This window comes from Pedobacter fastidiosus, assembly GCF_014306625.1.
Classification (GTDB): Bacteria; Bacteroidota; Bacteroidia; order Sphingobacteriales; family Sphingobacteriaceae; genus Pedobacter; species Pedobacter fastidiosus.
In genome coordinates this window covers 103,281-130,264 of record NZ_JACRYL010000007.1, presented here as the reverse complement: position 1 = coordinate 130,264, position 26,984 = coordinate 103,281, and the positions used below count along the sequence as shown (strand labels likewise).

General features: G+C 35.9%; 24 protein-coding genes. 15 read left to right on the top strand and 9 right to left on the bottom strand.

Features of this window, described 5'->3' with window-relative positions; genetic code table 11:
- Positions 1-27: 27 nt before the first annotated feature.
- The 12 genes from H7U22_RS09475 (at position 28) to H7U22_RS09420 (ending at position 10,858) form a co-directional block, all read left to right on the top strand.
- Entirely contained in the window at positions 28-531 is a 504-nt protein-coding gene (locus H7U22_RS09475) for a NuoI/complex I 23 kDa subunit family protein (RefSeq protein ID WP_187071117.1), read from the top strand.
- A gap of 113 nt (positions 532-644) precedes the next feature.
- Positions 645-1,148, top strand: a complete 504-nt coding sequence (locus tag H7U22_RS09470; protein WP_187071116.1) for an NADH-quinone oxidoreductase subunit J family protein — start codon at positions 645-647, stop codon at positions 1,146-1,148.
- Complete coding sequence (gene nuoK, locus H7U22_RS09465) at positions 1,148-1,477, top strand: NADH-quinone oxidoreductase subunit NuoK (RefSeq protein ID WP_187071115.1); 330 nt, start codon at positions 1,148-1,150, stop codon at positions 1,475-1,477. Before H7U22_RS09470 ends, nuoK begins: the two co-directional genes overlap by 1 nt.
- Before the next feature lie 19 nt (positions 1,478-1,496).
- Positions 1,497-3,389, top strand: a complete 1,893-nt coding sequence (gene nuoL, locus H7U22_RS09460; protein ID WP_187071230.1) for an NADH-quinone oxidoreductase subunit L — start codon at positions 1,497-1,499, stop codon at positions 3,387-3,389.
- 20 nt (positions 3,390-3,409) lie between these two features.
- Positions 3,410-4,867 carry a complex I subunit 4 family protein gene (locus H7U22_RS09455; RefSeq protein WP_187071114.1) on the top strand — a complete coding sequence of 486 codons (1,458 nt, stop codon included), beginning with the start codon at positions 3,410-3,412 and terminating at the stop codon, positions 4,865-4,867.
- A gap of 8 nt (positions 4,868-4,875) precedes the next feature.
- Positions 4,876-6,249, top strand: coding sequence for an NADH-quinone oxidoreductase subunit N (locus tag H7U22_RS09450; RefSeq protein ID WP_187071113.1), 1,374 nt, complete (start codon positions 4,876-4,878; stop codon positions 6,247-6,249).
- A 47-nt stretch (positions 6,250-6,296) separates the two neighbouring features.
- The gene (locus H7U22_RS09445) at positions 6,297-6,950 is read left to right on the top strand and encodes a DedA family protein (protein WP_187071112.1); all 654 of its coding nucleotides are present in this window, start codon (positions 6,297-6,299) and stop codon (positions 6,948-6,950) included.
- Between the two features lie 7 nt (positions 6,951-6,957).
- A complete protein-coding gene (locus H7U22_RS09440; RefSeq protein WP_187071111.1) occupies positions 6,958-7,509 on the top strand; it encodes an inorganic diphosphatase in 552 nt (183 codons plus the stop codon).
- A complete protein-coding gene (locus H7U22_RS09435; RefSeq protein WP_248284710.1) occupies positions 7,509-8,936 on the top strand; it encodes a hemolysin family protein in 1,428 nt (475 codons plus the stop codon). Before H7U22_RS09440 ends, H7U22_RS09435 begins: the two co-directional genes overlap by 1 nt.
- Before the next feature lie 9 nt (positions 8,937-8,945).
- Entirely contained in the window at positions 8,946-9,650 is a 705-nt protein-coding gene (locus H7U22_RS09430; RefSeq protein WP_187071110.1) for a 16S rRNA (uracil(1498)-N(3))-methyltransferase, read from the top strand.
- A 119-nt stretch (positions 9,651-9,769) separates the two neighbouring features.
- The gene (locus H7U22_RS09425) at positions 9,770-10,354 is read left to right on the top strand and encodes a DUF4159 domain-containing protein (RefSeq protein ID WP_248284715.1); all 585 of its coding nucleotides are present in this window, start codon (positions 9,770-9,772) and stop codon (positions 10,352-10,354) included.
- A gap of 3 nt (positions 10,355-10,357) precedes the next feature.
- The gene (locus H7U22_RS09420) at positions 10,358-10,858 is read left to right on the top strand and encodes an acetyl-CoA carboxylase biotin carboxyl carrier protein subunit (RefSeq protein ID WP_187071109.1); all 501 of its coding nucleotides are present in this window, start codon (positions 10,358-10,360) and stop codon (positions 10,856-10,858) included.
- A gap of 60 nt (positions 10,859-10,918) precedes the next feature.
- On the opposite strand, the gene H7U22_RS09415 is transcribed toward H7U22_RS09420, so the two are convergent.
- On the bottom strand, positions 10,919-12,580 hold the full coding sequence (locus H7U22_RS09415) for an SUMF1/EgtB/PvdO family nonheme iron enzyme (RefSeq protein ID WP_187071108.1): 1,662 nt from the start codon (positions 12,578-12,580) through the stop codon (positions 10,919-10,921).
- 249 nt (positions 12,581-12,829) lie between these two features.
- On the opposite strand from H7U22_RS09415, the gene H7U22_RS09410 reads away from it, so the two are divergent.
- From H7U22_RS09410 to ispF, 3 genes are all read left to right on the top strand, one after another.
- On the top strand, positions 12,830-15,412 hold the full coding sequence (locus H7U22_RS09410) for an AsmA-like C-terminal region-containing protein (protein WP_187071107.1): 2,583 nt from the start codon (positions 12,830-12,832) through the stop codon (positions 15,410-15,412).
- Between the two features lie 303 nt (positions 15,413-15,715).
- Positions 15,716-16,906, top strand: a complete 1,191-nt coding sequence (gene porV / locus H7U22_RS09405; RefSeq protein WP_187071106.1) for a type IX secretion system outer membrane channel protein PorV — start codon at positions 15,716-15,718, stop codon at positions 16,904-16,906.
- Between the two features lie 54 nt (positions 16,907-16,960).
- Positions 16,961-17,440, top strand: a complete 480-nt coding sequence (gene ispF / locus H7U22_RS09400; RefSeq protein WP_187071105.1) for a 2-C-methyl-D-erythritol 2,4-cyclodiphosphate synthase — start codon at positions 16,961-16,963, stop codon at positions 17,438-17,440.
- Positions 17,441-17,568: 128 nt separating this feature from the next.
- Here ispF and H7U22_RS09395 read toward each other — a convergent pair whose 3' ends face one another.
- From H7U22_RS09395 to H7U22_RS09360, 8 genes are all read right to left on the bottom strand, one after another.
- On the bottom strand, positions 17,569-20,976 hold the full coding sequence (locus H7U22_RS09395) for a glycosyltransferase (RefSeq protein WP_187071104.1): 3,408 nt from the start codon (positions 20,974-20,976) through the stop codon (positions 17,569-17,571).
- 224 nt (positions 20,977-21,200) lie between these two features.
- Positions 21,201-22,070: a pirin family protein gene (locus H7U22_RS09390; RefSeq protein ID WP_187071103.1), complete on the bottom strand. Its 870-nt coding sequence runs from the start codon at positions 22,068-22,070 to the stop codon at positions 21,201-21,203.
- Positions 22,071-22,145: 75 nt separating this feature from the next.
- Positions 22,146-22,676, bottom strand: coding sequence for a YceI family protein (locus tag H7U22_RS09385; protein ID WP_187071102.1), 531 nt, complete (start codon positions 22,674-22,676; stop codon positions 22,146-22,148).
- A 213-nt stretch (positions 22,677-22,889) separates the two neighbouring features.
- Positions 22,890-23,477: a Crp/Fnr family transcriptional regulator gene (locus H7U22_RS09380; protein WP_187071101.1), complete on the bottom strand. Its 588-nt coding sequence runs from the start codon at positions 23,475-23,477 to the stop codon at positions 22,890-22,892.
- Between the two features lie 12 nt (positions 23,478-23,489).
- On the bottom strand, positions 23,490-23,648 hold the full coding sequence (locus H7U22_RS09375; RefSeq protein WP_187071100.1) for a FeoB-associated Cys-rich membrane protein: 159 nt from the start codon (positions 23,646-23,648) through the stop codon (positions 23,490-23,492).
- A 69-nt stretch (positions 23,649-23,717) separates the two neighbouring features.
- The gene (locus H7U22_RS09370) at positions 23,718-24,905 is read right to left on the bottom strand and encodes a hypothetical protein (protein ID WP_187071099.1); all 1,188 of its coding nucleotides are present in this window, start codon (positions 24,903-24,905) and stop codon (positions 23,718-23,720) included.
- 140 nt (positions 24,906-25,045) lie between these two features.
- Positions 25,046-25,873: a type 1 glutamine amidotransferase gene (locus H7U22_RS09365; RefSeq protein WP_187071098.1), complete on the bottom strand. Its 828-nt coding sequence runs from the start codon at positions 25,871-25,873 to the stop codon at positions 25,046-25,048.
- A 6-nt stretch (positions 25,874-25,879) separates the two neighbouring features.
- Positions 25,880-26,980: a carboxylate-amine ligase gene (locus tag H7U22_RS09360; protein WP_187071097.1), complete on the bottom strand. Its 1,101-nt coding sequence runs from the start codon at positions 26,978-26,980 to the stop codon at positions 25,880-25,882.
- Positions 26,981-26,984: the final 4 nt, after the last annotated feature.

Below are 26,984 nucleotides of genomic sequence, written 5' to 3'. Positions count from 1 at the left end.
TAAAAGCCCTTTTAGGGGTTTGGGGTTATGGAATCATTAAGTAACAAGAAAAAAGTACTGGAGCAAAAGCCATTAAATTTTATGGAGAGGATGTACCTACCTGCAATTATGAAGGGTATGGGCATAACCATCAGCCACTTATTCAAAAAAGAGGCTACTATAAGATATCCAGAGGTTGAGCGTGAATTCTCTACAAACTTTAGAGGAATGCATTCGCTTAAGCGTGATGAGAATGGAAAGGAACGTTGTACTGCCTGTGGGTTGTGTGCACTATCTTGCCCAGCCGAAGCCATTACAATGATTGCGGCAGAACGTAAACCTGAAGAAAAGGATTTATATCGCGAAGAAAAATACGCAGCGACTTACGAAATTAATATGTTGCGTTGTATTTTCTGTGGATTATGTGAAGAGGCCTGTCCGAAAGAAGCAATTTACTTGGATGGACCAATCGTTCCAGCAGATTATTTGCGTAAAGACTTTATTTACGGAAAAGATAAGTTGGTGGAAGCTCCATTAGAAATGAAAAAATAATTTAACTGTTGCCGTCATTGCGAGGAACGAAGCAATCCTAAAGCAATAGACGTAAAAAAATGAGATTGCTTCGTGCCTCGCAATGATGAGGTGTACAAACAAATAACAAATTAATGGGTACACAAGTATTCTATTTCGTAGCCACATTAAGTATCATCTTTTCGCTGATGGTGATTTTTGCAAAAAATCCTATCCACAGTGTATTGTACTTAATCCTTACTTTTTTCACATTTACGGTACATTATGTATTGTTAAATGCACAATTTTTAGCTGTTGTAAATTTTATCGTTTACATGGGGGCAATTATGGTGTTATTTCTTTTTGTGTTGATGTTGCTTAACCTCAATAATGAAACAGAGCCATCTAAATCTCCATTGATCAAAATTGTTGGTGTAATTGCAGGAGGCTGTTTAGTGGTAACCTTAATCGGATCACTTAAAGCCACAACAATTTCAAGCCCGCTAATTCTTAAAAATCAAGGATTAGGTTTGGTGGAGAACTTAGGTAAAGAGCTTTTTGGACCATTTTTATTGCCGTTCGAATTATCATCTCTATTACTGTTGGCCGCAATGGTTGGAGCCGTTTTATTATCTAAAAGAGATGAGGTAGAAGCATAATGGAAAATTTAACTACACAAATGGCAGGGGTACCGCTAAATCACTACATCTATTTAAGTGCAATTATTTTTACTATTGGTGTAATTGGTGTTTTAACTCGCCGAAACGCAATCGTAATATTTATGTCGGTAGAACTGATGTTAAACGCAGTTAATTTACTTTTAACAGCTTTTTCAGTTCACAGTAACGACCCATCAGGACAAGTTTTCGTATTCTTTATTATGGCACTTGCAGCAGCGGAAGTAGCCGTTGGTTTGAGTATTATCGTGATGGTTTACCGCAATACGAAATCGATAGATATTAATGTTTTAAATCGCCTTAAGTGGTAAATATATATTAAGAATGACAATAGAACAATTGATTTGGTTGGTTCCATTACTACCTTTTTTAGGGTTTGTAATTAACGGGCTGGGCAGAAATTCTTTATCTAAAGGACTAATTGGTGTTATTGGAAGTGGCGTAATCTTCGCCTCCTTTATCATCAGTGTAATTATTTTCTTTAGTTTGCAAGGCGATGCACAAAAGTCTCACGAAGTATTTTTATTCGATTGGATAAGCGCTGGAACTTTGCATATTCCATTATCATTTCTGGTTGATCCATTGAGTTCAATCATGCTTTTGATTATCACTGGAATTGGATTTTTGATCCACCTATATTCTACCAGCTACATGCATGACGATGAGGGATTCGGTAAATTTTTTAGTTACCTAAACCTATTTATTTTCTTTATGCTTTTATTGGTATTGGGCTCCAACTACATCGTAATGTTTATTGGCTGGGAAGGGGTTGGTTTATGTTCATACTTATTAATTGGCTTCTGGTACACTAATTCTGCTTATGCATCAGCTGCTAAAAAGGCTTTTGTAATGAACCGCATTGGCGATTTAGGCTTCTTGCTTGGCGTATTTTTAATGTTCAACTTCTTCGGAAGTGTGGAGTTTTCTAAAATATTCCCGCAAGCAATTGGTATTTCTAAGGATAATAGTACAATCGTTTTAATAACCATTTTGTTATTTATCGGTGCCTGTGGTAAATCTGCACAGTTACCATTATTTACTTGGTTGCCTGATGCAATGGCTGGACCAACTCCAGTTTCAGCATTAATTCATGCTGCAACCATGGTAACGGCTGGCATTTATATGATTGCCCGTTCAAGCGTGTTATTTGATCTTGCTCCGTTTACTCAAAACATCATAGCAATTGTGGGTGCTGCAACTGCTTTAATCGCAGCGATTATTGCATTAACACAAACAGATATTAAAAAGGTATTGGCATATTCTACTGTATCTCAATTGGGATATATGTTTTTGGGCTTAGGCGTTGGTGCTTACACAGGGTCGTTTTTCCATGTAATTACACACGCTTTCTTTAAAGCATTATTATTCTTAGGCGCTGGCTCTGTAATTCACGCCATGCACCACGAACAAGATATGCGCCATATGGGTGGTTTGCGTAAAAAACTTCCAATCACATTTTTTACCATGATGATTGGTACAATTGCAATTGCAGGTTTACCTCCATTCTCAGGTTTCTTTTCTAAAGATGAAATTTTAGCAAATGCTTTCGAGCATAATAAGGTACTTTGGGCTGTTGGTGTTTTCACCGCTTTCTTAACTGCTTTTTATATGTTTAGAATGATGTTCCTTACTTTCTCTGGAAAATATAGAGGAACACACCATGAAGAAAGTCATGTGCACGAATCGCCGAAAGCAATGACAATCCCTTTGATTATTTTAGCAATATTAGCGGCAATTGGTGGTGCAATTAATGCTCCCGAAATTTTAGGTGGTCACGATTGGTTGGCGCATTGGTTAGCACCAGTTGTAGCACAACACGAACTCGGCTTAGATCATATAACAGAATATACCCTAATGGGAATTTCGGTAGCTGCCGCGGTTATTGCACTTTCTTATGCCTACTATAAATATGTAAGAGGAGCGCATGTTCCAGTAGCAGATGAAGCTCCACGCTCTGCTTTGGCAAAGTTATCTTATCACAAATTCTATTTAGATGAGATTTACGATTTCTTGATTACAAAACCTTTAGATGGGCTTTCAAAATTCTTCTACAGAATAATCGATACAAAATTTATTGATGGAATTGTAAATGGATTAGGTTGGAGTACCAACGAAGCCAGCAAGGGCGTTCGTTTATTACAAAGTGGAAACGTCGGTTTCTATATATTTATGATGGTATTTGGTATCGTCGCATTGTTATTATATACATTTTTATACATATAAAAAGGGTTCAAAATTAAATAATGGAACAACTTTTACTACTCATATTTCTTCCGCTGGTAGGTGCAATTATTACGGCATTTACAGGCAAGTTGGCTAAAATAGTGTCAACTGTATTTGCAGTTGCATCTTTAGGTTTGACTTTGTTCATCGCATGCAGTTTTATTCCTGATGCAAGTACTCAATTCGAGGCAAATTTACCTTGGATTGCTGATTTAGGCATTCGTTTCCACGCTGGTATTGATGGAATTAGCATGCTGGTGGTTTTGCTTACCAATCTATTGGTGCCAATAATCATTCTATCAAGCTATAAACACGATTATAAAAATCCAGCTGCTTTCTACGCATTAATTCTTTTTATGCAATGTGGATTGTTGTTAGTGTTCACCGCAATGGATGCTTTCTTATTTTACATTGGATGGGAAGCCGCATTAATCCCGATTTATTTTATCTGCGCCATATGGGGCGGAAAAGACCGCATTCGTATCAACATGAAATTCTTTGTTTATACGATTGCAGGATCATTGTTCATGTTGATGGGTATTATTTATCTATATCTTCAAAACCCTGCCCACAATTTTGATCTTCAAGCTTTTTATGCTTTAAACTTAAATGCTGATCAACAGGGATGGATTTTCTGGGCTTTCTTTATCGCATTTGCTATTAAGATGCCGATTTTCCCTTTCCATACTTGGCAACCAGATACCTACACAGCAGCGCCTACACAAGGAACAATGTTATTATCCGGTATTATGTTAAAGATGGGTATTTACGGTCTAATTAGATGGTTATTGCCAATTGTACCTCATGGAGTTCAAGAATGGGGTAATCTTGCTATAATTTTATCGATCATTGGAATTGTTTACGCATCATTAATTGCCTTTACCCAAAAAGACGCAAAACGTTTAGTAGCCTACTCATCAATTGCCCACGTTGGATTAATTTCAGCAGGGATCTTCGCGTTAAACCAACAAGGGATGCAGGGCGCAATGGTTCAAATGTTAAGTCACGGTATTAATGTTGTTGGTTTATTCTTTGTATTAGATATTATCTTCTCTCGTTTAAAAACCAATAAAATTGAAGAATTAGGCGGTATTGCGAAATCAGCACCACAATTAGCAATCGTTTTCTTGATTATTGTTTTGGGAACAGTAGCCTTACCCGGAACAAACGGATTTATCGGCGAGTTTTTATTGTTGATGGGCGTCTACAACTACAGCATTTGGGCGGCAGCTATTGCAGGCTTGACCATAATTTTCGGAGCAGTTTATATGCTTAGAATGTATCAAAACATCATGCTTGGTAAAACAAATAGTTTAACCATCACTTTTACAGATATTAAAGGAACCGAGAAATTGGTTTTATATATTATTTGTGTATTGATTATTGTTTTGGGTGTGTATCCAAAACCATTATTGCACTTAACAGAGGCATCTGTGCAACATTTATTAGAACAGGTAAATCAAAAATTAAAACAGTAACATAAGCAATGAATATTATTATAACCATTAGTATAACAGCTTTTTTGGTGCTTTATGCAGGTTTGTTTAAAGCAAATAAGGCATTATTACCGCTTACAGTTGTTGGCTTACTTACTGCATTAGGATTTACTTTTTGTGCATGGAACGGTAATGCAGTTCATTACGGTATGATGCAGACAGATAATTTTGCTTTAGCCTTTTCTGCAGTTTGTATTGTTGGTACCCTATTGATTTTCCTATTAACTCAAAACTATTTTCATTCGAAAAGCGATAACATAGCAGAATATTATACCCTAATTCTTTTCGCCCTTGCGGGGATGATTATGATGGTATCTTACAAAAACATGGCCATGCTCTTTGTGGGCTTGGAGATTATGTCGGTAAGTTTATACATCCTTGCTGGGATTCGTAAGAAGGATTTTGCCTCAAATGAAGCTTCTTTAAAGTACTTTTTGATGGGTGCTTTTTCAACAGGTTTCTTGTTGTTCGGGATCACTTTAATTTATGGTGCTACAGGTTCATTTGATTTAGATAAAATTCAAGCTTATCTAGTTGCGAACCCACAAGCTGTTTCACCAATTTTTTATCCAGGCGTTATTTTAATGATGATTGGATTAAGCTTTAAAATTGGTGCAGCACCGTTTCATTTCTGGACACCAGATGTTTACGAAGGTTCTCCATCATTAATCACTACTTTTATGAGTACTGTGGTTAAAACTGCAGGTTTTGCAGCTTTCTTAAGGTTATTCGCAGGTGCATTTGCCCCACTTCACGATTTTTGGGTTGTGCCTTTAATTGTTATTGTTTGTTTAACCTTATTTATTGGCAACGTTACTGCTTTGTTCCAAAAGAACTTTAAGCGCATGTTGGCTTACTCGAGTATTTCTCACGCAGGCTACTTATTATTCTCGCTTATCGTTTTAAGCAAGAATTCTGAAAACAATGTTTTGGTTTATGCAACGGCCTACACTTTTGCTTCAATTATCGCCTTTGCGGTATTAATTTTGGTTAAACAAAAAACCGGGAGCGATAGCTTTGAGAGTTTCAATGGTTTAGGCAAGAAAAACCCATTAGTTGCTTTATCTTTAACAATCGCGATGTTATCACTTGCTGGGATTCCACTAACTGCAGGTTTCATCGGAAAATATTTAATGTTTTTAAATGTAATGGGCGAATACCAAACGTTGTTAGTTGCCTTCGCAATTTTAAATGCTTTGGTAGGCTTCTACTATTATTTCAAGGTGATTGTGGCTATGTGGTTTAAAGATGGTGGCGAAGTAGAACTTTCTACGCCAGCACAATACAAAGTAGTTTTACTGTTATCCGTAGTAATTACAATTGTATTGGGTATTTATCCTGCAATTATTTTAAACCTAATATAGGTATGCAGTTGTTTAATAATTATTTGTAGTTTTACGAATAATTGAATATGCACGATTTTTGGAATAACCTGCATCAGCTAATTGATCCCGAAAAATTATTGAGGGAGGGCGGTTTCTATCTTGTAATGTTTGTAATCTATGCAGAAACGGGGCTGTTCTTTGGCTTCTTTCTTCCCGGTGATTATTTATTGTTTTTAGCGGGCATGTTTGTAGCCACTGGTAAGCTTGATGTTAACATTGCGGTTCTTTTGGCTGGTTTATGTGTTGCAGCAATTATGGGCAATTTTACTGGTTATTGGTTTGGCCGTAAAACAGGACCAGTATTGTACACCAGAAAAGACAGTTTTTTCTTTAAAAAGAGATATTTAAAAGCTGCAGAAGAATATTATAACAAACAAGGCGCATTTGCACTCATTATGGGAAGATTTGTTCCGATAGTTAGAACCTTTGCACCGATTTTTGCTGGTGTAGTAAAATTAGATGTTAAAAGATTCGCTTTTTACAACATTGTTGGAGGCGTTTTATGGATAACATCACTAACCTTACTAGGGTATTTTCTAGGAAAAAGGTTTGAAAAAGAAATTAACGATTATTTATTATATATTATTATTGGGTTTATCCTTATTACAACTATACCATTATTAATTACCTTTGTAAAAAGTAAAGTAGTGAAAAGTCCGGAAGAGGATAAACAGATTTAAATTAAAAATGGCAAAAGACGATCATCACGCATGGCATAGCGTATCTCCCGGTGCAAACCTACCAGAAGTAGTAAACGCAATTATTGAAATTCCAAAAGGTTCAAAAGCAAAGTACGAAATCGATAAAGAATCTGGTTTAATTAAGTTAGACAGGGTTCTTTTTTCATCAGTAATGTATCCAGCAAATTATGGTTTTATTCCACAAACTTATTGTGATGATAAAGATCCATTAGATATTTTGGTGCTATGTTCTGTTGATGTCTACCCAATGACATTGATCGAAGCGAAAGTTGTAGGTGTAATGCATATGGTTGATAATGGAGAACAGGATGATAAAATTATTGCTGTTGCTGCTCACGATATGTCTGTTAATTATATTAACGATTTGGATGAGTTGCCTCCACACCAAATGAAAGAAATTGTTCGTTTCTTTCAAGATTACAAAGCGCTAGAAGATAAAAATGTAACTATCGAACATTTATTAGGTGTTCGCTATGCACACAAAGTAATTAGAGAAAGTATAGAACTATACAACACAACATTTAGAGAATTAGCATAATGGATTTACCCACGGTCTGTTTGTTTTTAAATTTGAAGTTAAGTGCGATTCTACCTTCAACCAACCTTGCCCTTGTCGCTTTGGATGAACCAGATACAGGTTCGGTTGGATGGAGATTATTCTTCGCACTATTTTTGGTGATACTAAACGGTTTTTTTGTTGCAGCGGAATTTGCAATTGTAAAAGTTAGAGCATCACAAATCGAAATTAAAGCAAAAACTGGCAGTCGTGTAGGTAAAATGGCCAAAGGTATTATTCATAATCTTGATGGATACCTTGCTGCTACTCAACTTGGTATAACGCTTGCATCCCTTGGCTTGGGTTGGGTTGGTGAAGGCGTTATGCATACCATTTTTAAAAATCTTTTTGATAGTTTGAATTGGGGCTTTAGTGATGCATTTATCCATTCAGCATCAACTGTTGTTGCATTTTCGGTTATTACCATTATGCACATCGTTTTTGGAGAACTTGCTCCAAAATCTTTCGCAATTCAAAGACCAGTTGCAACAACTTTGTTTGTTTCTGTTCCATTACAAATTTTCTATATTGTTTTCAGACCCGCAATTTGGACTTTAAACAGTCTTGCTGCTATAATTCTAAAACCATTTGGTATTGATACATCTGGTGGCCACGAATCATTGCACAGTACTGAAGAACTTCAGTATTTATTAGATCAGGGTAAGGAAAGTGGTGCATTGGATAATAATGAACACGAATTAATTAAGAACGTTTTCGATTTTAACGAGCGTGTAGTTAAAAATATCATGGTGCCTAGAACGAAAATTTCTGGAATAGAATTAACGGCTTCGAAAGAGGAAGTGATTGATACCATTATAAAAGAAGGTTATTCTAGATTGCCAGTTTATGATGAGATTATGGATAAGATCGTTGGGATTATTCATGCCAAAGATATCTTACCGTTGGTGATGTCGGATAATGAAAATTGGACTTTAAGCGATATCATCCGCAAACCATACTTCGTAACAGAAACTAAAAAGATTAATGATTTAATGAGCGAATTGCAGAGTAATCGCATTCAGATTTCTATCGTTTTAGACGAATTTGGTGGAACTGCAGGAATGGTTACATTAGAAGATATTGTGGAAGAATTGGTTGGCGAAATTCAAGATGAGTATGATGAGGAGAAGCCATTGGTTGAAAAAGTATCTGACAATGAATTTATTGTAAATGCCTTTGCAACCGTTTATGATGTAAATGAACATTTGCCTCATGATTTGCCTGAGGATGAAGATTTTGATACCATAGGTGGTTTGGTATCGCACGTTTTTGAACGCATTCCCGAAGTTGGAGAAAGCAATGAATCTTATGGTTATCTGTTTACCATTCTAAAGAAAACAGATCAAAATATCGAAACAATTAAGTTAGAATTGGTTATTAATAAAGGAGATATGGTTGATAATCACTAAATTTCAACTATGCATATTTTTTATACGCCAGATATAACCCAAAATACTTATACCCTTAACGAAGAAGAGAGCAAACACTGTGTAAGGGTTTTACGCCTACCAATTGGCACTTTAGTTAATCTTGTTGATGGGAAAGGCGGATTTTATACAGCAGAAATCACATCCGATAACCCCAAAAAAGTAATTCTCTCCATTTTAAAAGTTGAAGCTGAATTCAATAAACGGAATCATTATTTACACATTGCTGTAGCACCTACTAAAAATATCGATCGTTTAGAATGGTTTTTAGAAAAAGCTACGGAACTTGGGATAGATGAAATTACACCAATCATTACCGATCGATCTGAGCGCCGAGTAGTAAAAGAAGATCGTTTAATCAAAGTGATCACCTCTGCAGTTAAACAATCCATAAAAGCTTATCATCCAAAACTAAATGATGCAATTTCTTTCGATGCATTTTTAAAACAACCATTCGATGGGGATAAATTAATTGCCCATTGTATAGATAACGAAGGTAAAAAATATATCTCCGATTTAATTAAACCACATGGTAGATCTTTGGTGTTAATTGGTCCGGAGGGAGATTTTACCTTAAATGAAGTAAATGAAGCTTTGAACAAAGGTTTTAAAGCTTTAACTTTAGGCAACAATAGGCTTCGTACGGAAACGGCTGCCCTGTCTGCTTGCTTTGAAATCAATTACCTTAACCGATAACCAATTTGAAGTCTTCAATTTTCAGTTTTCAGTTTTTTAAAGTTAAGTCCCTATTGGGCTTTGGCCTTTTAGCTTTAGTTTTTGGTTTTTTCGCTTTTAGTCCCGCTCCAACCTATCGCATGGCGAAACTAAAGTATAATGGTGGTGGTGATTGGTACGCCGATAGAACAGCATTGCCCAATTTAATTGCATTTTGTAATACCAACCTCAAAACAAATTTTTATCCCGAAGAGAGTATTGTAGAAGTTGGAAGTAAGGAGATTTTCAATTATCCATTTATTTATATGACTGGCCACGGCAATGTTGTGTTTAGCGATCAAGAAATTAAAAATTTAAGACAATATTTAACAGGTGGTGGTTTTCTTCATATCGATGATAATTATGGTTTGGACAAATTCATCAGACCACAAATGAAAAAGGTTTTTCCGGAGTTAAGCTTCGTAGAATTGCCAGCCAATCACGTTCTTTACAATCAGAAATATAAGTTTGCTTCAGGTCTCCCAAAAATTCATGAACATGATGGTAAACGGCCACAGGGATTTGCACTTATTTATAAAGGCAGAGTAGTTTGCTATTATACATTTGAGTGCGATTTGGGAAATGGATGGGAAGACTTTGGTACTTATCCAGAAGATACGCAAGAAACCAGAACCAAGGCGCTTAAAATGGGTGCAAATTTAGTTCAGTACGCATTAACACAATAGCTTATGCACAAAGTAAAAGTTAACGAAAGTTTTAATTTCGAAATTGATAAAAAAGGGACTGATTTGTTTATTGATAATGAATTGTTGAAATTAGATTTAAGCGATCTTGGAAACCATGCAACTCATGTTATTTATAAAAACAAATCTTTTAATACTGAAGTTGTTGAAGTTAATATGCCCGATAAGACCTGTACAATTAAAGTTAATGGCAATATTTATTCTCTAAAAATAGAAGATCAGTTTGATCAATTATTAAAGCAACTCGGGTTAGATAATTTAGCCTCTGCCAAAGTTTTAGAAATTAAAGCTCCAATGCCAGGTTTGGTTTTAAAAGTGATTGTAGAAGAAGGAATGGAAATAAAGAAGGGAGATAACCTTCTTATCCTTGAAGCAATGAAGATGGAAAACATTCTAAAATCATCAACTGATGGAATCATAAAAAAAATCTCGGTGAAGCAAGGCGATAAAGTAGAAAAAAATCAAATACTGATTCAGTTTAAATAAACCCAATAAGGCAAAAAAAAATGGCCTCGATTTTGTCGAGGCCTTTTTTTTATGTTGAAATTATTTTCCTTTGCTAACCCTGTAAGGTTTTGAAGGTGGAGTTTTAAATTGTCTTTTGCCTTGGGTACTAATTTCTGGTGCACCAAGCATGGTCATTGCACATCTGAAACCAACTTCGGCAGATGATTCATCTTGTTGCAAGAAACGGCGAGTAGCAGGATTTAACCAATAAGCCATATCGTTCCAAGAACCACCTTTGTAAACTCTAGATTTATCGTTAACCAAAGTAACGCCTTCCTCGTTTAGCAATTTATTCTGTTTATCGCGATAACCTCTTTCATCAGCTTGGTATGAAGTAACTTGCGCCGTTGGATCTGGAGATTTAGAAATAGAATCCGCTCTTTTTGCCAAAGCTTGTTTCTCTGCCCATGTTAATTTCTTTCCTGAATAAGCATTTTGCTTAATAGGTTTGCCATATTTATCCAAAGCGATTTTGCCGTTTGCAGCATCAGAAAGTTGCTTATCCTGAAATTGATTACCACGATAAGGGTTAAATGCATCAGCATTGGTAAAGGTTCCGGTACGATAAACATCATTTACCCACTCGTTAACATTTCCAGCCATATTGTACAAACCGAAATCGTTCGCGGTGTAAGATATTACGGGAACAGTTAAATCACCTTTATCATTTAATGAACCGCCAACACCCATGTAATCTCCAGGTGCTCTTTTAAAGTTGGCTTGAATCATTCCTCGGGTTTTTTTCTTAGCAGAGCTTACACCCAAACCATTCCAAGGATAAATTTTATTTTGGTTAATGTTTTCGTATTCTGTGTTTCCGATTAAGCCCAGAGCTGCATATTCCCATTCAGCCTCTGTTGGTAAACGATAAGGTTGCATAATTACACCATCTTCTAGTGTTGCATTTCTTGTCGGTTGGCCTTTGCCACCTCTACCGCCGGCAGCGCCAACAGATGCACCAGCTTTTGCATTATAATCAACCGGAGCATTCTTTCCCTTATCATCATACTGACCATTTAGATATGCATCAGTGTTAAAAGGTTTGTCTGGTCTTGCGGTTGCAGCAGCTGTTGTAGAATTATTGCCTTTGCCAGATGTTCCACCGGCAAGCGTTTTATAATCCGTTAAGATTCCTTTTTCGCGAAGAATAAATTCATTCGCCTGAGAAGTTCTCCATTCGCAATAGCGAGAAGCCTGCTCCCAAGAAACACCCACAACAGGATAATCACGGTAAGCTGGATGACGCAAATAGTTATCTACATAAGGTTCGTTATAGGATAAAGCGCTACGCCAAACCAATGTATCAGGTAATTCATTGTAGTAGTATTCGCGATCTTCAGGATAGCTAACTCTAATCCAATGTAAATACTCTAGCCAATCGGTGTTTGAAACCTCAGTTTCATCCATATAAAAAGAAGGTACGGTTACCTGTCTTTTATAGTTATAAATGTTGGGTTCAACACCTGCAACTTCGATTGCACTACCACCAACAACCAAAACTCCACCCTCAATTGGAATTAAGCCAGGCCCTGGAGCACGTTTATACTTAGTAGCTACAGCAAAACCGCCGGGAGTTTTGCTTTTTCTATCCGCATAAGGAATGCCTGTTTTAGTTGAAGCATTCCCGCCTTTCGAGCTACAGCCAGAAAGAATGCTAACAAGTGATAAACAAGCAAAAGAATATAGTAATAGTTTTTTCATATATACCAGGGAATATAGCCCAAAGGCCATTCAAATGATAAAATTACGTAAATTTAAATGAATAATAAAGTTTGTTGTAACAAAATAGTGAATATATTTTAATCCCATAACGTATTATTATTTATCCTATTGTGTCTGTTTGATTTTTGACTCTTTTTTTTCTAAATATTTAACATTCAGTTAGATAAATTTTGGAGCATTTATTGCCATGTTTACGTACCAAACATTAATCTTGTAAATAAATAAATCATGCTTAAAAAAGTTTCGATCCTAATTTTAGCGCTCTTTGCTATTCTATTTGTTGCTGCAGCCACAATTCCCATGTTTTTTAAGAAGGAAATTGATGCCAAAATCAAATCTACCATCAATAAAAGTGTAAATGCCAAGGTAGATTTTAAGGATCTTGACTTGAGTTTGATTTCCACATTCCCCAATTTGGGGATAAAAATCAACAACTTGATGATTATTGGGGTCGACAGTTTTGCCAAAGACACTTTGGCAAATGTTAAACAATTACAATTAAATGTAGATTTATTTAGTGTTTTAAAAGGAGAAACCTATAAAATTAAATCAGTTAATCTGGATCAACCTAACATTTTTGCCAAAGTTTTAAAAAGTGGAAAGTCCAATTGGGATATAATGAAGAAAGATAGTGCTTCATCAAAATCAGATACAGCTAAAACAGCTTTTAAAGTTGCTCTGCAAAAATATGCAATCGAAAAGGGAAAAATCATTTATGATGATGCTTCGTTAAACTTTTTTATGGAAATAGATAGTTTAGATCATACTGGGAAGGGCGATTTTACACAAGATCTCTTCACGCTAAAAACACAATCTGATATTGAAAAGCTTACTGTTAAATATGGTGGAATTCCCTATCTAAATAAAGTTAAATTAAACGCAGATCTTCCTATTGATATCGATATGAAGAACATGAAATTTACTTTCTCGGATAATAAAATTAAACTAAACGAGCTTCTTTTATCTGCTGTAGGGTATTTGGCTATGCCAAATGCCAGCGATATGGTTATGGATTTTAAGTTTGATGCCAAACAATCCGAGCTTAAAAATTTCCTTTCATTAATTCCTGCAATTTACGCTTCGAATTTTAAGGATCTGGAAGCCACAGGAAAATTTGCCATGAATGGAACGGCAAAAGGAACTTACAACGCAAAATCGTTGCCAGCGTTTAATGTTAATTTATCCATCGAGAATGGCAAAATCAAATATCCTTCTTTGCCATCAGCTATCAATAATATTCAAGTTAAATCTCAAATATCTAATCCTGATGGCGTAATTGATCATACCGTTGTAAACGTTCCGGCTTTTCATCTGGAATTTGGACAAGTTCCGGTGGATGGCCGATTGCTTTTGAAAAACCCAACTTCGGATCCATTTGTGGATATGGCTTTGAAAGGAAAACTAGATTTAAAACAGCTTACTGCAATCTTCCCAATGAAGGATATGACTTTAAGCGGAATTTTAGATGCTGATGTGCAGGCAGCGGGACGAAAGTCTTCGATTGATAAAGGGCAGTATGAGGCTTTCAAAGCATCAGGACAAATGATCGCGTCGAACTTTAACTATGCAGGCAAAAACGTTCCAATGCCAGTGAGTGTTCCAACCGCTAAAATGGTTTTCAGTCCGAAAAATATTACGTTGAGCAATTTAATTGCGAAAGTTGGAAAAAGCGATTTCGCTGCAAATGGTTCTGTGAATAATTATTTAAGTTATTTCTTCAAGAAAAATCAAGCACTGCAAGGAAATTTCAATTTATCATCTAACCTGATCGATGTTAATGAATTGATGGGGCCGAAAGCTAAAACGGATGAAAGTGCGAAGAAAAGCGATTCTAAACTTTCTGTTTTTGAAGTTCCTGGCAATATAGATTTTAATTTGTCAGCAAAAGCCGGACGTGTCTTATATGATAATTATGATATTACAAATGCTAAAGGTGTTTTATTGGTGAAAAATAAAACCATAACCTTTAAAGATATGGGCATGAATATGTTGGACGGAAAAGTAAATATGAATGGTTCTTACGCCACAATTGATCCTAAAAAACCTAAAGTTGATGTAGATTTTGGAATCGAAAAAATGGATATTCAAAAGGCATTCGGAGCATTTAATACGGTTAAACTGCTTGCTCCAGTTGCTAAGTTTACAAAAGGTGTGTTTTCTACAAACTTAAAATTCAATTCTGATTTAGATCAGAATATGATGCCCGTTTATTCGTCTATCAATGCATCAGGATTAACAAACATTATTCAAGCTGTGTTAGATGGTTTTGAGCCATTAAATAAATTGGCTTCAGCATTGAGTTCGGATAAGTTTAAGAAGTTAGAATTAAACAATGTAATTACTAAGTTTAAGATTGTTGATGGCCGATTAAATGTTTCTCCTTTCGATATTAAAAAGGAAGGAATTGTAATGAATGTTCAGGGATCAAATGGTTTAGATCAAACGATGGATTACAATTTGGGATTAAATTTACCAAGAGCAATGTTAGGTGCTAAGGCCAATGAAACAGCAAATGCTATGATAGCAAAGTTAAATAGTAAGGCAGGTACAAATGTAGCTATGAGCGAAACAATTAGGGTTAATGCGGTTTTGGGCGGAACAATTCTGAAACCAACTATAAGCTTAAAATACGGAGCTGGCGATACAAAAACGACAGCTAAGGATGCTGTTAATAGCGTAATAGCCGAAAAGAAAGCAGAGTTACAGACCAAAGCGCAAGCAAAGATAGATACAGTAAAAGCAAAAGCAACAAAAAAGGTTGAAGATGCAATAGCGGATAAGCTAAATGGTTTCTTTAAAAAGAAAAATTAATTATAAATTATTTGTGTTATGCTGATCTGGAGGAGTTTTTTGATCAGCATAACGCAAAAAATACGCTTGTTTTAACTATGGCGATTTTTGGCGAATTATAGAAATCGCAGGTTTAGTTTTGGCTAAATCGTTTAACGAATGTAGCACAATTGTAATAATCTCTGGGATAATAAATCTTGTCTATTTAATCAGTAATTATTTTTCAGATTTGTAAGGGTAATTAAAATATAAATTCTGATTTTGCGTTATTAAATTATTCTAAAGTTTTAACATTCCGAAATCTAAATTACGTACCTTTAAAGGATGAATTTCAAGTACATCAGTAAGCTTGCTTTTTCTGCACTCTCAGTACTCTTGGTATTTGGCAAAACAAATGCTCAGGTTACTATATCCGGTACACAAACTAACGGAAGCGAATCGAACAATATTGTTACCGCAGTGCCTTTTTTGTTAATTACTCCAGATGCTAGAGCAGGAGCAATGGGCGATGCTGGGGTTGCCATTCCCGGAGATGTTAATTCTGCGAGTATCAATGCATCAAAATTAGCTTTTTTAGATAAGCCTTACGGATTTTCAGTTTCTTATAGCCCTTGGTTAAAAAGCTTAGTGCCCGATATTAATCTTGCTTATTTGGGCGGTTTCTATAAATTGGATGATCGCAATACAATTGGTGCTTCTTTAAGATATTTTTCTCTTGGATCTATCCAGTTAACAGATATAAATCAACAAGATTTGGGAATTAGTAATCCAAATGAATTGGCTTTAGATTTTAGTTTCGCTAGAAGTTTTGGAGAAGAATTTGCTTTGGGGAGTTCATTAAGATATATTTATTCCAATTTGGCTTCTGGTCAGTTTTCCTCTACCGGACAAGTTCACGGTGGTAATGCGGTAGCGGTTGATGTTTCTGGATTATACAAAACATCAACTACTCTATTCGGCAAGAATGCAATTTTATCTGCTGGTGCAAATATTTCCAATATCGGTACTAAAATGAGTTATTCTGATGGGGGAGAAAGTTTTTTCCTGCCTACTAATTTTAAACTCGGTGGGGCATCAACCATCATAATTGATGATTTAAGCACATTTACATTTGCTCTAGACTTTAACAAACTATTGGTTCCTACTCAACCTATTTACGATTCGAATAATAATATTGTAAGTGGCAAGAATCCGAACCGCTCTGTGCCAGCAGGTATTTTTGGGTCATTTAGTGATGCGCCCGGAGGATTTAGCGAGGAAATAAAAGAAGTCGGCATTTCAACAGGTTTAGAATATTGGTATAATCAACAATTTGCTTTAAGAGCCGGATATAATTACCAAAGCCCAATGAAGGGCGATAGTAGGTATTTTACCTTAGGTGCAGGTTTAAAGTATAATGTTTTTAATATTGATTTTGCTTACCTAATCGCGAATGCACAAACAAGTCCATTGGCAAATACCTTGCGTTTTAGTCTTTTGTTTAACTTTGGCGAAAAGAAGTTAATTAAAAGATAATATCTCTATTTGAATGCGCTTGAATCTCAAGCTTCAATCACAAAATAATTCATAATGAAAATCAGAGTAGGCTTTGGATTCGATGTCCATCAATTAAAAGATCAGCACCCTTTTGTAGTAGGAGGCGTTACATTAGAACACCATAAGGGTGCCTTTGGTCATTCTGATGCTGATGTTTTGCTTCATGCCATTTGCGATGCTCTTTTGGGTGCAGCTAATTTACGCGATATTGGTTTTCATTTTAAAAATACCGATGATCGCTGGAAAGGAATTAGTAGTATAATTCTACTTCAGGAAACAGTGAAATTATTAACGGAAAAGGGTTGGCAAGTAGGGAATATAGATGCCATGCTTTGTTTGGAAGCACCAAAAATTAATCCTCACATTCCTGCAATGCAAGAAAATATAGCTAAAGCAATTGGCATTTCCACTGAAGAGATTTCTATTAAAGCGACGACCAACGAACTTATGGGTTTTGTAGGTAGAGAAGAAGGTGTGGTTGCTTATGCGGTTTGCTTGATAGAAAAAATATAAACTTCCATAGTTAAGCCTTGACAACTTTTCTATCGTCTAGGAACGAAAGTCAAAGCTTTATTGTTTTAGTTTTGACAACTCTTCTAGCGTTTAAGAAAGAGAGTTGTCAAAGCTGGGATCATTTCTATTTAAGACATATTCTCTTTAACGTTTCCGGTTCTTTTTAACGTTCCCCAAGTTTCTAACTCGCCTTTTATGGCTTTTCTAACTGAACGGAAAAGTACAACGTACATTAATTGTCTCCAGAAAAAGCGCTGAGGGAAAATATAAAGTAGGTTTTTGTATTTCTCTTTTTCCATTTTAAAGGCTATGCCTGCAAAAATCATATCCACAATAATGAAGATGATGTAATAGAATAGCACCTGCCCAAAACCATTATGTAAACTTAAGATTCCAGAAAATCCGGTTAATGTAAGGTTATTAATTGCACCTAAAGAAAACAATCCTGTAATAAGCGAGATCAGCATAAATAAATCTGCCAATGGTGAAAATAGAGGTAAAATAATCTGGTAGATTAAAATGTTGGGCATTCCCACCATTCCGAAATAGCCATATTTTTTATTCAGCAAGGTTTTTCTGTTTTTCCAGAAACTCTGCATTACACCAAAACTCCAACGGAAACGCTGTTTCAAGAGCATATTAACAGTTTCAGGCGCTTCAGTATAGGCAATAGCCGTATCGCAATTTTTCACCTTGTAGCCAGCTTTTAAAATTCGCATGGTTAAATCGCAATCTTCAGCCAAGGTATCAATGGTAAAACCACCAATTTCTAAAACCACAGCTTTTCTAAATGCACCGATTGCGCCAGGTACAACTGTGATGGTATTTAGAAGATCAAATGCTCTTCTATCCATATTTTGTGCCGTTATATACTCAATAGATTGCCATTTGGTAATGATGTTATCTGCGTTTCCAACTTTAACAGTACCCGCGACCGCTGCAATTTTTGGACTATAGAAATAACGCATCAACTCTGTTACCGCGTCAGTTTTTAATTGGGTATCTGCATCAATACAGATAATAAATTCTGCTGATGCTTTGGTAATTCCGTAGTTTAAAGCCGATGCTTTACCACCGTTTTCTTTACGGTAAACTTTTATCTGCGGATGATTTCCATAGTGCTGATTAACAATTTCGAAGGTTTTATCCTTTGAACCATCATCAACAAAAATCAATTCGAAGTTTGGATAAGTAGTTTTAAGTAAGCTATTTAAAGTTTGTATTGCAGTTACCTCTTCGTTGTAAGCAGGAATAATAATACTCACCTTTTCGGTTGGATTTTTAATCAGTTTATAAGCATTTCTTGTTGCTCTTTTACGCTGACGAATGGCCAAGTAAGCGATAAATATGGTTCTAAGAATAGCTAAAGCAATTGCTACTGTAAAAACTGCATTTAAAATTAAGTTTCCGTAGTAGAAGAAGTTTATAAAAAAGTAATCTCCAGATCCTGTGAAACCGCTGTTGGCTGTAGATTGTACAGCAGGCATTAATTCCGATCTTTTTTTGCCCATTAAATCGCCAACCGTTGTAAAAGTGTAACCCTTCGCTTTGAAGAATTTTATAATCCGTGGTAATGCCGCCACAGTTGCGTCGCGGTTACCGCCAGCATCATGAAGCAATAAAATATTGCCATTATTTTGCTGTTTTACAACTTCATTAAAAATTTGATCAGCTGTTTTGCCTGGTTGCCAATCTTCTGGATCAATATATTCCCCAATGTTAATGTAGTTTTCTTTACGACTTTGAGCAACTGGCAGAATCTCTGAAATATTTTGAGGTTCGGCATCGGCATTAAAAGGCGCTCTAAATAAAATGGTGCTGTGTCCGGTTACGGCCTCAATTAATCTTCGGGTTGCATTTAGCTCAAACTTAACTCGTCGCGGACCAATGGCAGACATATCTGGATGAAAAAATGTGTGGTTTCCGATTTCGTAGCCATCATTGTACTCCTGTCTAAGCAACTCCATGTTTTGCTCGGCCATAATTCCAACCACGAAGAAACAGCCAGGTACATTTTCTTTTTTTAAAATACTGATTACTTGAGGCGTGTAAACTGGGTCGGGACCATCATCAAAAGTTAGGGCTATTTTTTTATCGGCCTCGCCAAACCTTTTAATAACATATTGACTTGGTAAACGTGTGTAGCTTTGGCTGGCAATTGTAAAATTTCTTTTATCCAAAGTAAAATGAACACTTCCAGGGTTTGGTGTTGATACTAAATCAAGAATTTCGCCATCTCCAATGTAAGAGATTCCACCCATTGTAAGCGCCGAGATTTTACGTAAATCAATTGGTTTTTTCTTTAAAGAATCTAAGCTTAAATCTTCAGAAATGAAAGACCATAAACGTTTATCTTCTGATCCTAAGCGCCATAAAGCTACACCGGCAATATCCCAATCATCCGCTTTGCGAATTAAATTAAAGTAGGTTGCCGCATCTGTAAAATAAACATCGTGCTCCATTCCACTGCCATCTTTATAAGAATAGTTTAGATTAGCTGAGGCGGGATTGTAATTTATTTTTGATTTGCGATCAACAGCTTTTGTAATGGCCTGTTCGTAAGTAACCGGGATACCAATGCTATTTTTAGGCCAATCATAACCGTAACAAGCCAATGCCAAAATCACTTTATTGGCATCCATTTTACTACAAATATCATCTAGTTTTTCCTCAACCCATTCTTGGTGAGAAATATCTCCTGCATTACTTTGATCAGAATGCTGATCGTAAGCCATCAATATAATGTAATCGTTATAATGTTGAAGTATTTCGGGCTTATAGTCATCATTTTCAGGAGAAATATCTTGAGATACAATTAATTTTTCTGCATGAAATTGCGTGTAAAGATTCTTCATGAAGGCATTAAAATTGTCTCCGTTTTCTAGATTAAGTTCTTCGAAATCTATATTTATGCCTTTGTAACCGTATTTTTTTGTGATTTTTATTAAATCATAAATCAACTTCTGTTGCGCAGGCTGATTAGATAAAAGCCTTCTTACTGCCTCGCCATCCCAATGATCTTTATTGAAATTTGAAACTACGGCAATTGCAGATTTCTTGCCTTCTTTAATTACTCGAAGCGCTGCGGTGTCTGCTTTATCAACAATAGAATCTCCGTTTAAAAAAAACGATTCTGTAGCAACCATGTCCAAATGACCAATATTACGGCGTAAATCGGATATGGATTCTCTCGCAGTGCCTGCCCAGCTTACATAGAAGGCCATGTTAATACGCTTGTTGTTATTGCCATGGCGAGTAAGAATTCTATGCTCCCGATCCTTTTTAATTTGTTGAAGTTTTGATTTTTGGATCGTGAAGTCTTTATACTGCTGAGATTTTTTTAATTTCTCTAACTGCTTTTGCGTTAAAGGCGTATTTGTATTGATGAAAGGTAAATTTGGATATTGTACCGATGATAATGTGAAAGCAACGCAAATAATTGCGATGATGAAAACTAAAAAAAATGAACGACTTACCCAAGTAAAAGTATTCCAGCGTTTTTTGTTTTCAGTTTGAAAGATCTGTTTTCCGGACATTTTTCTGTTCTGATTTTATGTAACAAATATCACGATTGAAAATGAAGATTGCATGAAACTATTTTTGGGAAACTAAATCAATTCATTTATTTGATTATTGGAGAGCTTGTTAACGGAAGAATGGCCTCTAATATTCTTTTCAATGGAATTTAAGTATTGAGAAGGCAAAAAAAAGCCGACAAATTTTACAAAAATGTCGGCTAAAAAATATAATTAAACCTGTTTTATTCTTCTAAGTAGCCAAATCTCCCTTGATTATAATCGGATATAGCTTGATTAATTTCATCTTCGGTATTCATTAAAAAAGGACCGTATTGCACAATCGGTTCATCTATTGGCTCACCACTTAAAATTAAGATTACACTATTTTCTAAGGCTTCCATTTCTATGAGTTCGCCTTTATTTTTAAAGTGAACGAAATTGTTTGCATAAGCAATTTCTGAGTCGTTAATTTTAACAGAACCTTCAATAATCATGAAGCCCGTATTGTAGGAGCTATTAAAATCGAAATTGGCTTTTGCTCCCTTATTTAGCCTCGCATTGTAAAGCTCTATTGGTGTAAATGTACTAGCATTACCTTTAATGCCTTGATAGTTCCCTGCAATTATTTCAATCACACCACCCTCATTTGGTAAAATGAATTTAGCCATATCAGCCTGTTTTACAGCCTGATATTTTGGTGTACTCATTTTATCTTTAGCAGGAAGATTAACCCACAATTGCACCATTTGAAAAGGACCACCAGCTAAACTATAAGCTTGTTCGTGATACTCTTTATGCAAAATCCCACTTGCAGCCGTCATCCATTGCACATCGCCAGGATAAATAATACCACTGTTTCCAGAGCTATCGTGATGCGCAACCGCTCCTTGATAAGCAATGGTTACGGTTTCGAAACCACGATGAGGATGCACACCAACCCCGCGAGGTTCTTTTCTAGCAGAGAATTCGATTTTAGATCCATAATCCATTAAAAAGAAAGGACTCATATCTATTTCATACCCACTAGGAAAAAAATTATGTACTCTAAAGCCATCGCCAACCATGTGTGGGGCAGGTGCTTTTAATACATTTCTTACTTCTTTTATTTCCATTACCTTTTAAATTATTGAGGCATGGGGCTTTGAGCATAATGTTTATATGCCCAAAGCTCAAAGCTCTTTACTAGATTATGCTTGTTTTACGAATTGTAATTCGCCTAAAATGCGTACTTCTTCACTCACCATTACACCACCAGTTTCTAATGCCGCGTTCCAAGTTAAACCGAAATCAGAACGGTTAATTTTGCCACTTAAAGTAAAACCAGCTTTAGTATTTCCCCAAGGATCAGTTGCGATACCGCCAAATTCTGCTGTTAATTTTACAGGTTTAGTTTCGCCTTTTATGGTTAAATCACCCTTAACAATATAATCGCCACCATCTTTTTCTACGGATTTAGATTTGAATTCGATGTGTGCAAATTTTTCTGCATCGAAGAAATCACCGCTTTTTAAGTGCGTATCACGATCTGTGTTTCCTGTATCTAAAGAATCGATATCTCCTTTGAAAGAGATTTCTGCGTTTTCAAATTCATCGCCTTCAGAAGTTAAATCTGCCGAGAAAGATTTTAAGCTACCAGTTACAGTAGTAATCATTAAGTGTTTTACTTTAAATTGTAATTCGCTGTGGGTTGGATCTAATGTCCATTTAGTAGTTGCCATATCTTTTGTTTTTGAGGTGTTTAATATTAACAACACAAAAGTACAGCGCTAGTTTGAACTAGAAATTGATGTATGATAATTAATCAAGATTTAAGGATAAGGAGATTTTCAGGATTAAAGTGCTTATTAAACAATATCGAGTTAAGAAATGGTCGATTAAAATTATTTTCTACATCTTATCATGCAAATCCTCCAATCCCGAAAATCCTGATCCTATGGGCGGAAGTGTTTATTGGCCAACTCTTTTCTTACTCGACTTAGGGATTCTGGTGTGATTCCTAAATAAGATGCAATCATCCATTGTGGAACGCGGAGTGTAAGGTTGGGATATAGTTTTATGAAATCTAGATAACGTTCTTCGGCAGTTGCGCTAAGTAACATATTAATCCTTTTCTGCATAAAACGGATCGAATTATTAAGCAAGCGTGTATGCATAGGCTGCAAGCAGGGAACTTTTATGGCTGCCTGTTCCATAAAATCATTCGGCATTAAAACGACCTCAGTAGTCTCAATAGCATCAATAAAAAAAACTGATGCTTCATTGTTCATATTGTTTCGGTCTGAGATTAGCCAGTTCTCAGGGGCAAATTGAAGAATGTGTTCTTTTCCTTTAGAATCAATAGAATAGGCACGTAATAAACCTTTACCAACAAAAAAGCCATGTTTGCTAATGTCTCCTGTATATTGGATAATTTCGTTTTTGTCGAATTTCTTTATTTTCAAGTCGCCAGAAATGCTGTCGAATTGCTCATCAGTTATTTGTATTTTTTCCTTGAGGTAATTTTTAAACTGATTGATCATAAAGAGAGCGGGTTACTTTTTAACAGGCTTGATGTCAGAAAAATCTACACCGCATTTGCAGTTGCCTCCGCAGCCATCTTTTTTAACCTGTAAAGATTTATAAACCAATCGGCCAACATATACCAATGCAACCGCAAAAAGTAAAAAGACTAAAATGGTTTGAATATTCATAGCACAAATATAAGTTGCTTTTATGATTTGGGTTTCAGTAAAATGTAAAAAGGTTGATCTTATGCAAGATCATTCCTCCATAAAACCAACCGTTCCGCCAACCCAGTCAAAATCTGCATTATACCTTACGCCAATCATTTTTCCTCTACTTAATCGAGCTAAATTAATGCAAAGCTGAGGCTCCCCGCCATCTGGCCATAAGTACATCATTCTAATTTCGGCTTTAACGCCTCCATCTGGGGCTTGAACGGCAGGTTCATAATTGACCTTTTTCTGCAAAATCCAGTTTTCAGGATCTGGAATACCTTTAATGTCACTTTCAGTAACATCGATAATAACACCCATGCCCGCAAAAGAGAAAAGCGGTTTCAAAACATAATTTTCTAAATCTGTTGGTACGGTTTCAACTTCATTTAAAAAACGCGTTTCCGGAACAAACTCACTTTTTAGAAATGGCATGGTATATTTACTGACTCTGTAAAACCAATTCGGATGCGTTACCCACTCAATATCTAATTCTTCTCTAGGATCGAAGCTACCCTTAAAAATTTCAGTATTATTAGCAACTTCATCAAAAATAAGACGGTTATAAATCCTCTTTAATTGAATTAGCTTCCCTTCTTCCTCATAAAATAACTGTTTCCCAACCTGCTTAATATCTTCGAGCGCTAATATTTTTATGCCCAACATTTTCTGTGTCACGAAGAAATCTATAGCTGTTTTTTGATTTGGAGCATCAACATCCATCAAGGCTACTTCATGTGGTTGATGTTTGCCAAGTATAACTTCCTTAAATAATTGAATGTATTTTTCCTCGTTAAAGCCATTTAAAAAATGATTGACAGTCTTGTCGATTTCATAACAATCTCGGTAAGTTTTCGAAAGATGATTTTGAAAACCATACAAAGAGGGGAAGCCCTGCATTTCGATTAACATAGGCGTAAGTTCGCCAGCATCATTTTTGCAGATTCCAAAATCAAAAGTTAAGAAGTGGGGTTGCTCGTTTTCGTTTGGAACATTCCAACTAGTCGGAATAGATTTTTGTGTTAGAGCTTTAAAGTTTGGCTGTTTTATCAGATTTACGATTTCTTCACCAGCTAAAGTTAATTTTTCTTTTAAAGCTTTTGGAATAAAAACTGGAGTTTCTGCAACTCTAAAGGGTATTTCTGGATAACCATTCTGTAGCTTTTGCATAAAGCCTTGGTATTTCTCTACAGTAAATTGCTGGTTAAACTTATGTCTTTGAGCTGGTATCATATGCTATTCTTTTAATAATATCGTCATTGCGAGGCACGAAGCAATCTCACTGCAATGAGTTGATTAGCGAGCGTTTTAAGATTGCTTCGTTCCTCGCAATGACGACCGCCTAAAAAATAAATAAAATTGATTTTTTGACTTTATGCTTCTTGAAAACTCCCGATTGCTTTTTGTAAAAAGTTAGGTAAAATAACGCTTTGGGTAAGTACGATTCTCGCAGGATCATCCAAGCTGTTTAACATATCGAAATATTTAGCTTCGCCATGCGTATCAATAATTACTTTTTTCTTTTCATCTTGAAGTAAATACATTTTCATTCCAACTGGATCAGCCTCAGGATGAAATTGAGTTCCGACGATTTCGTTAGAAAAACGAATTGACATCATACAGCGTTCTAAATCAATATGTTTACGTTCTTTTTCAATCGCTAAAAGTTTAGCGCCTTTAGCTTCAAAAGCATCAAAATCTGGCTCTATTACTTGCCAATCGCGACTATCAACTGAGAAAAATGGATTGGTAATTCCATTAAAAATCTCATCCTTTTCTCCATTTTCAGTAAGGGTAATTGGAAAAATTCCAAAAGCATTAGATCGGCGTTCAGTTACATTGCCCAGGTTATATTTACGGCAAGCCAACTGAAAGGAATGGCAAATTAAAAAAGCATATTTCTTTTTATCTTCATGTGTTGCATTGAAGTTTTCGATTTGATCGAGAAGATTAAAAAAATCATTTTCCCATTGCTCGCCCTTGCTCTCGAGAGGACTTCCAGGGCCACCGCTAGAAATATATGCATCATAATCGATGCTTGGAATTTCTCCTTTTTGTCTTAAATCGAAAATATCGAAAGAAAGATTTAGGTTGTGTTCGTTTCTGAAGCGGGATAAAATTTCCTGAATTCCCCGCATACCCTGATTAGGAGCGCCGTTATTCATATCAATAACGGCGACCTTTAAACTATTTTTATCCATTATAATTTACTTTGCGCCAATAAGTGTTTGGGTTGTAATGTAATCAACCACCGCTTCAAAGCTACCAGTTTGTGCATAAACAGCCAACTGTCTATCTGCTCCGGTACCTTGCTCAAGTATTTTATGAACGTAATTCAAATCATTTCTGCATCCTAATTCATCCACCACATCATCAACAAAATCCAATAATTCTAAAACTAAATTACGGCAATTTACTTCCATTTCTTTACCAAAATCGATTAAGTTGCCATCAATTCCGTAACGAGCAGCACGCCATTTATTTTCGTTAATTAAGGCTCTGGAATAACTGATAAACTCCATATTTTGCAAACGAAGTTTATACAACTTAGCACACAATGCTTGGAATAATGCAGTAAAAGCCATTGTTTCATCTATTAACATTGGGCAATCGCAAATGCGGAATTCTACGGTATCAAAGAAAGGATGAACGCGAATATCCCACCAAATTTTCTTTGCATTGTCCATGCAATTGGTTTTAATCAGCAGTTTTACGTAGTTATCGTAATCCTCAATACTGTTAAAAATATCTGGAATTCCAGTTCTAGGAAATTTATCAAAAATCTTGGTTCTAAAAGATTTATAGCCTGTATTTCTCGATTCCCAGAAAGGAGAATTTGTTGATAAAGCAAAAACATGTGGCAAAAAGTAGCGCACCTGATTTGCAATGTGGATGGCCAGTTCGCGAGATTGGAAACCTACGTGAACGTGCAATCCGAAAATTAAATTAGAACGGGCAGCTTCCTGTAGTTCATTTACAATTTCGTTATAACGGGGATGTTCTGTTATCAATTGTTTTTCCCAATGTGAAAATGGGTGTGTACCTGCTGCGCCAATGCGTAAGCCTTGTTCGCCAGCAAGTTGTGAAACTGTATAACGCAGTTGCGAAATTTCTTTACGAGCTTCTTCAGTTGTTTTGCAAATGCCTGTGCCCACTTCTACAACAGCTTGATGCATTTCTGCCTTAACCTGATCTTTGTGAATTTTTTGTGCAGCTTCTACAATTTTTTGGTCGTGAGAGGTTAATTCCCTGGTAACGGGATCAATTACCATGTACTCTTCCTCTATCCCAAGCGTGAATTCATTCATCCTA

What these genes read in the sequence shown, in the direction of transcription:
- H7U22_RS09475 (WP_187071117.1), top strand. Translation starts at nt 28, where the DNA reads ATGGAATCATTAAGTAACAAGAAAAAAGTACTGGAGCAAAAGCCATTA.
- H7U22_RS09470 (WP_187071116.1), top strand. Translation starts at nt 645, where the DNA reads ATGGGTACACAAGTATTCTATTTCGTAGCCACATTAAGTATCATCTTT.
- nuoK (WP_187071115.1), top strand. Translation starts at nt 1,148, where the DNA reads ATGGAAAATTTAACTACACAAATGGCAGGGGTACCGCTAAATCACTAC.
- H7U22_RS09455 (WP_187071114.1), top strand. Translation starts at nt 3,410, where the DNA reads ATGGAACAACTTTTACTACTCATATTTCTTCCGCTGGTAGGTGCAATT.
- H7U22_RS09450 (WP_187071113.1), top strand. Translation starts at nt 4,876, where the DNA reads ATGAATATTATTATAACCATTAGTATAACAGCTTTTTTGGTGCTTTAT.
- H7U22_RS09445 (WP_187071112.1), top strand. Translation starts at nt 6,297, where the DNA reads ATGCACGATTTTTGGAATAACCTGCATCAGCTAATTGATCCCGAAAAA.
- H7U22_RS09440 (WP_187071111.1), top strand. Translation starts at nt 6,958, where the DNA reads ATGGCAAAAGACGATCATCACGCATGGCATAGCGTATCTCCCGGTGCA.
- H7U22_RS09435 (WP_248284710.1), top strand. Translation starts at nt 7,509, where the DNA reads ATGGATTTACCCACGGTCTGTTTGTTTTTAAATTTGAAGTTAAGTGCG.
- H7U22_RS09430 (WP_187071110.1), top strand. Translation starts at nt 8,946, where the DNA reads ATGCATATTTTTTATACGCCAGATATAACCCAAAATACTTATACCCTT.
- H7U22_RS09425 (WP_248284715.1), top strand. Translation starts at nt 9,770, where the DNA reads ATGGCGAAACTAAAGTATAATGGTGGTGGTGATTGGTACGCCGATAGA.
- H7U22_RS09420 (WP_187071109.1), top strand. Translation starts at nt 10,358, where the DNA reads ATGCACAAAGTAAAAGTTAACGAAAGTTTTAATTTCGAAATTGATAAA.
- H7U22_RS09415 (WP_187071108.1), bottom strand. Translation starts at nt 12,580, where the DNA reads ATGAAAAAACTATTACTATATTCTTTTGCTTGTTTATCACTTGTTAGC.
- H7U22_RS09410 (WP_187071107.1), top strand. Translation starts at nt 12,830, where the DNA reads ATGCTTAAAAAAGTTTCGATCCTAATTTTAGCGCTCTTTGCTATTCTA.
- porV (WP_187071106.1), top strand. Translation starts at nt 15,716, where the DNA reads ATGAATTTCAAGTACATCAGTAAGCTTGCTTTTTCTGCACTCTCAGTA.
- ispF (WP_187071105.1), top strand. Translation starts at nt 16,961, where the DNA reads ATGAAAATCAGAGTAGGCTTTGGATTCGATGTCCATCAATTAAAAGAT.
- H7U22_RS09395 (WP_187071104.1), bottom strand. Translation starts at nt 20,976, where the DNA reads ATGTCCGGAAAACAGATCTTTCAAACTGAAAACAAAAAACGCTGGAAT.
- H7U22_RS09390 (WP_187071103.1), bottom strand. Translation starts at nt 22,070, where the DNA reads ATGGAAATAAAAGAAGTAAGAAATGTATTAAAAGCACCTGCCCCACAC.
- H7U22_RS09385 (WP_187071102.1), bottom strand. Translation starts at nt 22,676, where the DNA reads ATGGCAACTACTAAATGGACATTAGATCCAACCCACAGCGAATTACAA.
- H7U22_RS09380 (WP_187071101.1), bottom strand. Translation starts at nt 23,477, where the DNA reads ATGATCAATCAGTTTAAAAATTACCTCAAGGAAAAAATACAAATAACT.
- H7U22_RS09375 (WP_187071100.1), bottom strand. Translation starts at nt 23,648, where the DNA reads ATGAATATTCAAACCATTTTAGTCTTTTTACTTTTTGCGGTTGCATTG.
- H7U22_RS09370 (WP_187071099.1), bottom strand. Translation starts at nt 24,905, where the DNA reads ATGATACCAGCTCAAAGACATAAGTTTAACCAGCAATTTACTGTAGAG.
- H7U22_RS09365 (WP_187071098.1), bottom strand. Translation starts at nt 25,873, where the DNA reads ATGGATAAAAATAGTTTAAAGGTCGCCGTTATTGATATGAATAACGGC.
- H7U22_RS09360 (WP_187071097.1), bottom strand. Translation starts at nt 26,980, where the DNA reads ATGAATGAATTCACGCTTGGGATAGAGGAAGAGTACATGGTAATTGAT.